Raw genomic sequence first — 8,039 nt, 5'->3', positions numbered from 1 at the left:
GTCCCCCAGTCCGGCGGCGCGCCCCCCCCCAGCCGGCCCGCCCCCCGCCGCCGTCACGGCGAGCGCCGTGACGGCCTGGAGAACGCGTGCCATGACGCCCAGCGCAACAGCGTTCGCGCCGCCGCGCAACAGGGCGTCACCGATTCATCCGGACGAGGTCAGCGGTTGACGTAGACCTGGCCGAACTCCACCCGCGGCGAGGCGCCGGCGAAGTTGCCGTTGACCTCGGCCTTCTCGGCGGCGTTCGGGTACGGGTTGGTGCAGGAGGTGCCCGCGCTCGCGCCGGACATCAGGTCCGTGCAGCGGCCGGTGCGCCGGTCGGGCAGGCCGAGGATGTGGCCGATCTCGTGGGTGGCGATGCGCAGCGCGTTGTGGCCCTGGGCGGTGGCCTGCCGGCCCATCCAGACGTAGCCTCGGCCCAGGCTGGTGGGCATGGCGCGGGGCCAGCCGTTGTCGGCGTAGACGATGAAGTGGGCGGGGGTGCCGGGTTCGAGCCGGACGTTGGTCACGCTGGAGTTCCAGATCTGCGCGGCCTGGTCGACCACGCCGCGGAACTCGGCGGCCCTGGACGCGTCGTACCGGAGCACGGTGACCGCCTGCGCGGGCGAGCTGACGAGCAGGACCGTGACGCCGAGGACGAGAGCGAACAGAGCGCGTAAGGCTCTTGACATGGAGCCTCCTCTGAGAGTTGGGGAGTGCTGTCACGGTATGCGGGGGAGGCCGCCCGCGCGACGACGCAATTTGCCCCTATTACGGTGTTATGGCCGTGCGCGTGGGACGACCAGGCCCGACTCGTAGGCGGCCACCACGGCCTGGGTGCGGTCACGCAGGCCGAGCTTGCCGAGCACCCGGCTCACATGGGTCTTGACCGTCTCCTCGGTGATCGTCAGCCGGGAGGCGATCTCCGGATTGGACAGCCCCTCCGCGACCAGGCGCAGCACCTCGGTCTCCCGCGGGGTGAGCCCGGCCAGGGAGCCGACGGGCCGCCCGGGACGCTGGCGGGCGAACTCGTCGATGAGCCGGCGCGTCACGGCCGGGGCCAGCAGCGCCTCACCGGCCGCGACGACCCGGACCGCGTCGAACAGCCGCTCGGCGGTCACGTCCTTCAGCAGGAAGCCGCTGGCTCCCGCCCGCAGCGCGTCGTAGACGTACTCGTCCAGGTCGAACGTCGTCAGGATGAGCACGCGCGGCCCGCCCTCCCCTGCCAGGCGGCGGGTGGCCTCGATGCCGTCGGTGCCCGGCATGCGCACGTCCATGAGCACGACGTCAGCCGCGTGCTCGCGGCAGGCGCGCACCGCCTCGGCGCCGTCGGCGGCGGTGGCGACGACGGCGAAGTCGGGCTGGGTGCCGAGCAGCTCGGCGAACCCGGTGCGCACGACGAGGTGGTCGTCGGCGACGACGACGCGGATCATGCGGCGGCCCCCGGCAGCGTCGCCTCGACCATGAACCCGCCACCCGGCCCGGGCCCGGCCCGCAGCTCGCCGCCGACGGCGGCCGCCCGCTCCCGCATCCCCGTCAGCCCGTGCCCGCCACCGGAAGAGCCGGGGCCGCCGGGGCCGTTGTCGCGGACGCGCACCCGCAGCAGGCCGCCGCCGTAGTGCAGCTCCACGTCGACGGCCGCGCCGGGCGCGTGCCTGCGCGCGTTGGTGAGCGCCTCCTGGACGATCCGGTACGCGGCGAGCTCCACCCCCGGGTCGAGCGGGACGGGCGGTCCGGTGAGGATGAGCCGGGTGGCGCTGCCGGCGGCCTCGCGCGCCTCGTCGACCAGCGCGTTGAGCTCGCCGAGGCGCAGCCCCGGCTGAGGACGCCGCTCCCCCGGCTCGCCGCCGGCGTCCTCGCGCAGCACGCCGAGTAGCCGCCGCATCTCGGTGAGGGCGGCGCGGGCGGTGTCGCCGATGGCGGTCAGCCGTTCGGCGCCGGCGGCGGGCAGCCCTGGGGTGGTGAGGCGGGCGGTCTCGGCCTGGACGCTCACCATGGAGATGTGGTGGGCGACGACGTCGTGCAGCTCGCGGGCTATCCGGGCGCGCTCGCCGCGCGCGGTGTGCTCCAGCAGCGTGCCCGCCAGCTCCTCGTGCGCGGCGGTGACGCGCGCGGCGTGCCGGACCGCGCCGGCCGCGAGCGTCGCCGGGACGAGCGCGGCCAGCGCGATGGTGAGCGTCCCCGCGTACGTGCCCGTCCCGCCGCCCAGGTGGCCGGCCAGCGCCAGCAGCGGGAACGGCACGCCGGCGAGCACGAGCGGCGCCCACGGCCGGTCCCGCGCGGGACCGGCCCGGCCGAGCCGGTAGGCGGTGACGAGCTGGGCGGCGGCGCCCGCGATCGTGAGGGTCTGGAAGGCGGCCAGGGATACGACGGTGGCCGGGGTGACCAGCGCGGCGGCGGCCAGGGGGCGGGCCCGGAGCAGCCCGGCGGGCAGCGTGGTGGCGAGCGCCAGCAGCGCGTGACCGACGAACGCGAGCGGCCGCCCGCCCGGCCCCTGCCCGGCCGGCCCGGGCTCCCCCGGTGGCAGGCCCAGGGCCGGGACGCCCATCGGATGGCCGCTCAGCGGCGCGTCACCGGCGTGCGCCAGCGACTCGGCGACCGCGAGCGCCACCACCAGTGACATCAGCAGCGCCGGCAGCAGCGCCGGCCGGGCTGTCGGCAGGGCCGGCGTGTGCGGGCTCGCGGCGAGCAGCCGCCGCCACCGCTGCCGGACCTCCCCTGGTTTCACAGGTGCCCATTGTTCCCGCCCGCCGGCGTCCCGGCATCCCTCCCAGGAGGGATGCCGCGTCGCTCGCGCCCGTGACCTGCGAGATGGCTCGGCGCCGTGACGACCGGGGGGGTGGTCGCCCCTAGGGTTCCCGGACATGGAGGCAACGATCGAAGTGGCCGGGCTGCGCAAGCGGTTCGGCGAGGTGCCGGCGCTGGACGGGATGTCGTTCACGGTGACGCCGGGGCGGGTCACCGGGTTCGTCGGGCCCAACGGTGCGGGCAAGTCCACCACGATGCGGGTGGTGCTCGGCCTGGACGCCGCCGACGCGGGCACGGCGCTGGTGGGCGGCCGGCCGTACCGCAGTCTGCGCACGCCGCTCGCGCACGTCGGCGCGCTGCTGGACGGGGCGGCGCCGCAGCCGGGCCGGACCGCGCGCAACCACCTGCTGTGGCTGGCTCACTCGCAGGGGTTCGCGGGGCGGCGGGTGGACGAGGTGCTGGAGCTGGCCGGGCTGGCGGCGGTGGCGCGGCGGCGGGCCGGCGGGTTCTCGCTGGGGATGCGGCAGCGCCTCGGCATCGCGGCGGCGCTGCTGGGCGACCCGCCGGTGCTCATGCTGGACGAGCCGTTCAACGGGCTGGACCCGGACGGGATCGTGTGGATGCGCGGCCTGCTGCGGTCGCTGGCCGCCGAGGGGCGGGCGGTGCTGGTGTCGAGCCACCTGATGAGCGAGCTGGAGGACACGGCCGGCCATCTCGTGGTAGCGGGCCGGGGGCGGGTGGTGGCCGACACGAGCGTGGCGGACCTGATCGAGGCGGCTTCCGGCGGCCGGGTGACGCTGCGGACGCGGGCGCGGGCGGAGGCGATGGAGACGCTGGCGCGGGCGGGCGCGACGGTGGCCGCGACGGGCCGGGACACGCTGACCGCCGGTGGGCTGGCGGCCGAGCGGGTGGTGGAGCTGCTGACCCGGGACGGGGTGCCCTTCGCCGAAGTGAGCGCGCACCGCGCCACGCTGGAGGAGGCGTACATGGACCTGACCCGCGACGCCGTGGAGTTCCGGGGGGTGGCGCGATGAGCGGGTTCCGGCGGCTGGTGCGCGCGGAGTGGACCAAGTTCAGGACCGTGCGCGGCTGGGTGCTCGGCCTGGTGGCGGCCGTGGCGCTGACCGCCGGGCTGGGGTTGCAGGCCGCGGCGGGCAGCCATGCGTCGTGCGGCATGGGCGCGGTCGAGGTGGCCTGTCCCGCGCCGCCGGTGGGGCCGGGCGGCGAGGCGGTGACCGACCGGTTCTTCTTCGTCCACCAGCGTCTCGACGGCGACGGCGCCATCACGGCCAGGGTCGCGTCGATGACCGGGCGGATCCGCAAGCCGGACGAGCGGCCGGGCGTCACCAACCTCGTGCCCGGCGTCGTCCCGTGGGCGAAGGCGGGCGTCATGGTCAAGGACGGCACCAGGCAGGGCGCCGCGTACGCCGCCGTCATGGTCACCGGCGGGCACGGCGTGCGCATGCAGCACGGCTTCACCGAGGACAGGGCCGGGACGGCGGCGTCCGCGCCGGTGTGGCTGCGGCTGGTGCGCTCGGGTGACGAGCTCACCGGGTTCGAGTCGCCGGACGGCCGGACGTGGGCCGAGGTGGGCACGGCCACGCTGGCCGGGCTGCCGGAGTCGGTGCGCATCGGGCTGTTCGTCACCTCGCCGGGCGACCTGACGTTCTCGCAGGACGTGCTCGGCGGGACGGTCGCGGCGCAGCGCTTCACCGAGGCGACGGCCGCGTTCGACCAGGTCGGCGTGCGGGGGGCGGCGACCGGCGGGGAGTGGAGCCACGACGACGTCGGCGTCACCGTGGGGCCCGGCGGCGCGCCGCACCACCCGGGCCGGCACGTCCGCCAGGGGGACACGTTCACGGTGACCGGCACCGGCGACATCGCGCCGGCCGGCGACGAGGGCGGGATGCGGGCCGAGCAGACGCTGACCGGCCTGCTCGCCGGGCTGGTCGTGGTGGTCGTGGTGGCGGCCGGGTTCGTCGCCGCCGAGTACCGCGGGGGGCTGATCCGCATCACGCTGGCCGCCGCGCCGGGGCGGGGGCGGGTGCTGGCGGCCAAGGCGGTCGTCGTCGGCACGGTCACGTTCGCCGCCGGGCTGGCCGCCGCCGCGGTCACGGTGCCGCTCGGCGTGCGCGTCCTGGAGGCGAACGGCAACCGGGTGCTGCCGGTGAGCCTGCTGACCGGGGCGCGGGTGGTGGTGGGCAGCGCGGCGCTGCTGGCGCTGGCCGCCGTGCTGGCGCTGGCGCTGGGGGCGCTGCTGCGGCGCGGGGTGCTCGCGGTCGCCGTGGCCGTGGCGGTGATCGTGCTGCCGTACTTCCTGGCGACGGTCTCGGTGCTGCCGCTGGAGGCGGCCCGCTGGCTGCTGCGACTGACGCCGGCGGCCGGGTTCGCCGTCCAGCAGACGGTCATGGAGTATCCGCAGGTCGCCGGGCATTACGCGCCGGTGCTCGGCTACTATCCGCTGCCGCCGTGGGGCGGGCTCGCGGTGCTCGCCGCCTACGCGGCGCTCGCGCTGGGCCTGGCCGTGGCGGCGCTGCGCCGGAGGGACGCGTGAGCCGGCTCCTGCGCGCCGAGTGGACCAAGCTGCGCACGGCGCCGGGCACCGGGTGGCTGCTGGCGGCCGTCGTGCTGGTCACCGCCGGGGTGGGCGCCGCCGTGGCCGCCGCGCTGGCGGACCCTCCGTACGACGTGGCCAGGACCGCGCTGGCCGGGATCGTGGCCGGGCAGGCGGTCGTGGCGATCCTGGCGGTGGTGTCGGTGGGCGGCGAGTACGGCACCGGGATGATCCGCACGACGCTGACGGCGATGCCGCGCCGGGGCGGTGTGCTGGCGGCCAAGGCCGTGCTGCTCTGCGGGCTGACGCTGGCCGCCGGGAGCGTGGCGGTGCTCGGCTCGCTGGCCGCGGCGCGGCTGCTGCTGCCGGGCGGCGAGGCGCTGTCGCTCGCGGACGGGCCGGTGCTGCGGGCGGCGGCCGGGTCGGTGCTCTATCTGGCCCTGGCCGGGCTGCTGAGCCTGGGCGTGGCCGTCGCCGTGCGCGATCCTGCCGTCGCGGCCGGGACGGTGCTCGGGCTGCTCTACCTGCCGGCGCTGCTGACGTTCCTGGTGCGGGACGCCGGCTGGCAGCGGCTGCTCTACCGGGTGTCGCCGATGAACGCCGGGCTGACGGTGCAGGTCGCCGAGCCGGCGGGGCTGCCGCTCGGCCCCTGGGAGGGGCTGGCGGTGCTCGCCCTCTGGGCGGCGGGCGCGCTCGGCGCCGGCGGGCTGCTGCTGCGGCGCAGGGACGCGTAGGGACCCTTTGACATGCAGCCGTCCGGCTGCCTATCCTCGAAAGGCAGCCAGATGGCTGCATGTCATGGGGAGTGCGGATGGACGAGGTGTTCCGGGCGCTGGCCGACCCGAGCCGCCGCAGGCTGCTCGACAGCCTCAACGCGCGCAACGGGCAGAGCCTGCGCGAGCTGTGCGCCGGGCTCGACATGGCCCGCCAGTCCGTCAGCAAGCACCTGGCCGTGCTGGAGGCCGCCCACCTGGTGACCACCATCCGGCGCGGCAGGGAGAAGCTGCACTACCTCGACGCCGCGCCGATCAACGCCATCGCCGAGCGGTGGATCGGCCGCTACGACCGGCAGCGCGCACAGGCGCTGCACGACCTGCGCACCACACTGGAGCAGAGCGCCATGAACGCCTTCGTCTACACCACCTACATCAGGACCACGCCCGAGCGCCTGTGGCAGGCGCTGACCGACCCCGCCTTCACCCGCCGCTACTGGGGCGTCTCCTTCGACACCGACTGGACGCCCGGCTCCCCCATGACCTGGGACGAGAACGGCCGCAGGACCGCGCACCCGGAGCAGGTCGTGCTGGAGTCCGAGCCCGGCCGCCGCCTGTCCTACACCTGGCACACCTTCACCCCGGAGTGGGCCGAGGCCGCCGGGGTGAGCCCCGAGACGCTCGCCCGGCTCACCGCGGAGGGCCGGACGAAGGTCACGTTCGACCTGGAACCGCACGGCGACACGGTCAGGCTGACCGTCGTGCACGACGGCTTCGACCCCGGCAGCACGCTGCGCGACATGGTCTCCGAGGGCTGGCCGGCCCTGCTGTCGAGCATGAAGACGCTGCTGGAGACCGGCGAGACCCTGCCCGCCTGATCATGGTACGGTCGCACCATGCCCCGACAGGCGGACCCTGACCTGCGCCGACGCCAGATCGCCGAGGCCGTGTGGCGGCTGGCCACCCGGGGCGGCCTGGAGGACGTCACGCTGAGGCAGGTCGCCACCGAGGCCGGGGTCTCGGCCAGGCTGCTGCAGTACTACTTCGGCACCCGCGACCAGCTCCTGCTCGGCGCCCTGGAGATCCTCAACGCCGACGCGGAGGAGCGGGCCCGGCGGCGGCTGGAGCTGCTCGGCGACGAGCCCGGCACGCGGGCGCTGGTGCGCGGCGTGCTCATGGAGCTGCTGCCGCTCGACGAGGAGCGCCGCAACCGGCACCTGGTGTACGTGGCGTACTTCGTCCGGTTCCTGGCCGATCCGGCGCTCGCCGCGGTGGCCCACGACGCCCCGCTCGCCCTGGAGGGCCTCGTCGCCGGGCTGCTGGCGCGCGGGCTGGAGAGCGGCGAGGTGCGCCCGGACGTCGACGTCGAGGCGGAGGCGGCGTTCCTGGTGGCGGGGGCCGAGGGCCTGATGTCGCGGGTGCTGCTCGGCCAGCGCACGCCGGAGGAGGCCGTCGCGCTCGTCGACCGGCAGCTTGGCCGGGTCTTCACGCCCGGCTAGCATCCCGGGCCATGATCAGACGATTAGGGATCGCCGTCACCGCCGTCACGCTCGTCGCCACGCTCCTCCCGGCCGCCCCCGCCGCGGCGGCGGAGCGCGGGTTCATGATCCGCAACGTCTCGTCGGGCGGGTGCCTGGGCGTCGGCAAGGACCGCACCGTGCGTAAGCTCGGCCACCTGCTGCACACCTGGTCCTGCGACCCGTACGCCAAGGCGCTGCGCTGGCGGCGCACCAAGCACGGCCAGTTCGTCAGCCTCGGCGCCTCCCGCGCCTGCGCCGACGCCCCGGCACGTGACGCCGTCCTGGCGCGCCGCTGCCAGGCCGGGAACAAGCGGCAGCGCTTCACCGTCCGCCTGGTCCGGGAGCGGATGGGCGGCGACTGGCAGCTCCTGCGCTGGAAGCACCTGAAGGACCGGTGCCTGATGGAGGGGCGCTCCGGGTTCACCCACGCCGTCTTCGCCGATCGCTGCAATTCCTCCAGCACCAACCAGCTGTGGGTACTCGACTCCTGAGTTATAGTCGGTATCGACTAGTCGAAACCGACTA

Annotated in this window: 9 protein-coding genes; 6 read left to right on the top strand and 3 right to left on the bottom strand. The window is 75.7% G+C overall.

The genetic code is table 11. The annotated features are described in order from the left end of the window. Positions 1–158 precede the first annotated feature (158 nt). From AB0G11_RS45690 to AB0G11_RS45680, 3 genes are all read right to left on the bottom strand, one after another. Positions 159–671 (bottom strand): snapalysin family zinc-dependent metalloprotease, encoded by a 513-nt coding sequence (locus AB0G11_RS45690; protein ID WP_357593310.1) that lies wholly within the window; start codon positions 669–671, stop codon positions 159–161. 87 nt (positions 672–758) lie between these two features. Next, positions 759–1,412, bottom strand: coding sequence for a response regulator transcription factor (locus AB0G11_RS45685; protein WP_357593308.1), 654 nt, complete (start codon positions 1,410–1,412; stop codon positions 759–761). After that, complete coding sequence (locus AB0G11_RS45680) at positions 1,409–2,707, bottom strand: sensor histidine kinase (protein WP_357593306.1); 1,299 nt, start codon at positions 2,705–2,707, stop codon at positions 1,409–1,411. The genes AB0G11_RS45685 and AB0G11_RS45680 overlap by 4 nt, the downstream gene beginning before the upstream one ends. Before the next feature lie 136 nt (positions 2,708–2,843). On the opposite strand from AB0G11_RS45680, the gene AB0G11_RS45675 reads away from it, so the two are divergent. From AB0G11_RS45675 to AB0G11_RS45650, 6 genes are all read left to right on the top strand, one after another. Next, positions 2,844–3,761, top strand: coding sequence for an ATP-binding cassette domain-containing protein (locus AB0G11_RS45675; protein WP_357593304.1), 918 nt, complete (start codon positions 2,844–2,846; stop codon positions 3,759–3,761). Then, on the top strand, positions 3,758–5,281 hold the full coding sequence (locus tag AB0G11_RS45670; RefSeq protein ID WP_357593302.1) for a hypothetical protein: 1,524 nt from the start codon (positions 3,758–3,760) through the stop codon (positions 5,279–5,281). The genes AB0G11_RS45675 and AB0G11_RS45670 overlap by 4 nt, the downstream gene beginning before the upstream one ends. Beyond that, entirely contained in the window at positions 5,278–6,015 is a 738-nt protein-coding gene (locus AB0G11_RS45665) for an ABC transporter permease (protein WP_357593300.1), read from the top strand. Before AB0G11_RS45670 ends, AB0G11_RS45665 begins: the two co-directional genes overlap by 4 nt. Positions 6,016–6,092: 77 nt before the next feature. Next, positions 6,093–6,872 carry a metalloregulator ArsR/SmtB family transcription factor gene (locus AB0G11_RS45660; RefSeq protein ID WP_357593298.1) on the top strand — a complete coding sequence of 260 codons (780 nt, stop codon included), beginning with the start codon at positions 6,093–6,095 and terminating at the stop codon, positions 6,870–6,872. Positions 6,873–6,890: 18 nt separating this feature from the next. After that, the gene (locus AB0G11_RS45655) at positions 6,891–7,493 is read left to right on the top strand and encodes a TetR/AcrR family transcriptional regulator (protein ID WP_357593296.1); all 603 of its coding nucleotides are present in this window, start codon (positions 6,891–6,893) and stop codon (positions 7,491–7,493) included. 11 nt (positions 7,494–7,504) lie between these two features. Continuing rightward, on the top strand, positions 7,505–8,005 hold the full coding sequence (locus AB0G11_RS45650; RefSeq protein WP_219517583.1) for a ricin-type beta-trefoil lectin domain protein: 501 nt from the start codon (positions 7,505–7,507) through the stop codon (positions 8,003–8,005). The last annotated feature ends 34 nt before the right edge of the window (positions 8,006–8,039 follow it).

This window comes from Nonomuraea sp. NPDC023979, assembly GCF_040639085.1.
GTDB lineage: Bacteria > Actinomycetota > Actinomycetes > Streptosporangiales > Streptosporangiaceae > Nonomuraea > Nonomuraea ceibae.
The sequence above is the reverse complement of the archived record's forward strand: the minus strand, read 5'-3'. Positions and strand labels throughout refer to the sequence as shown.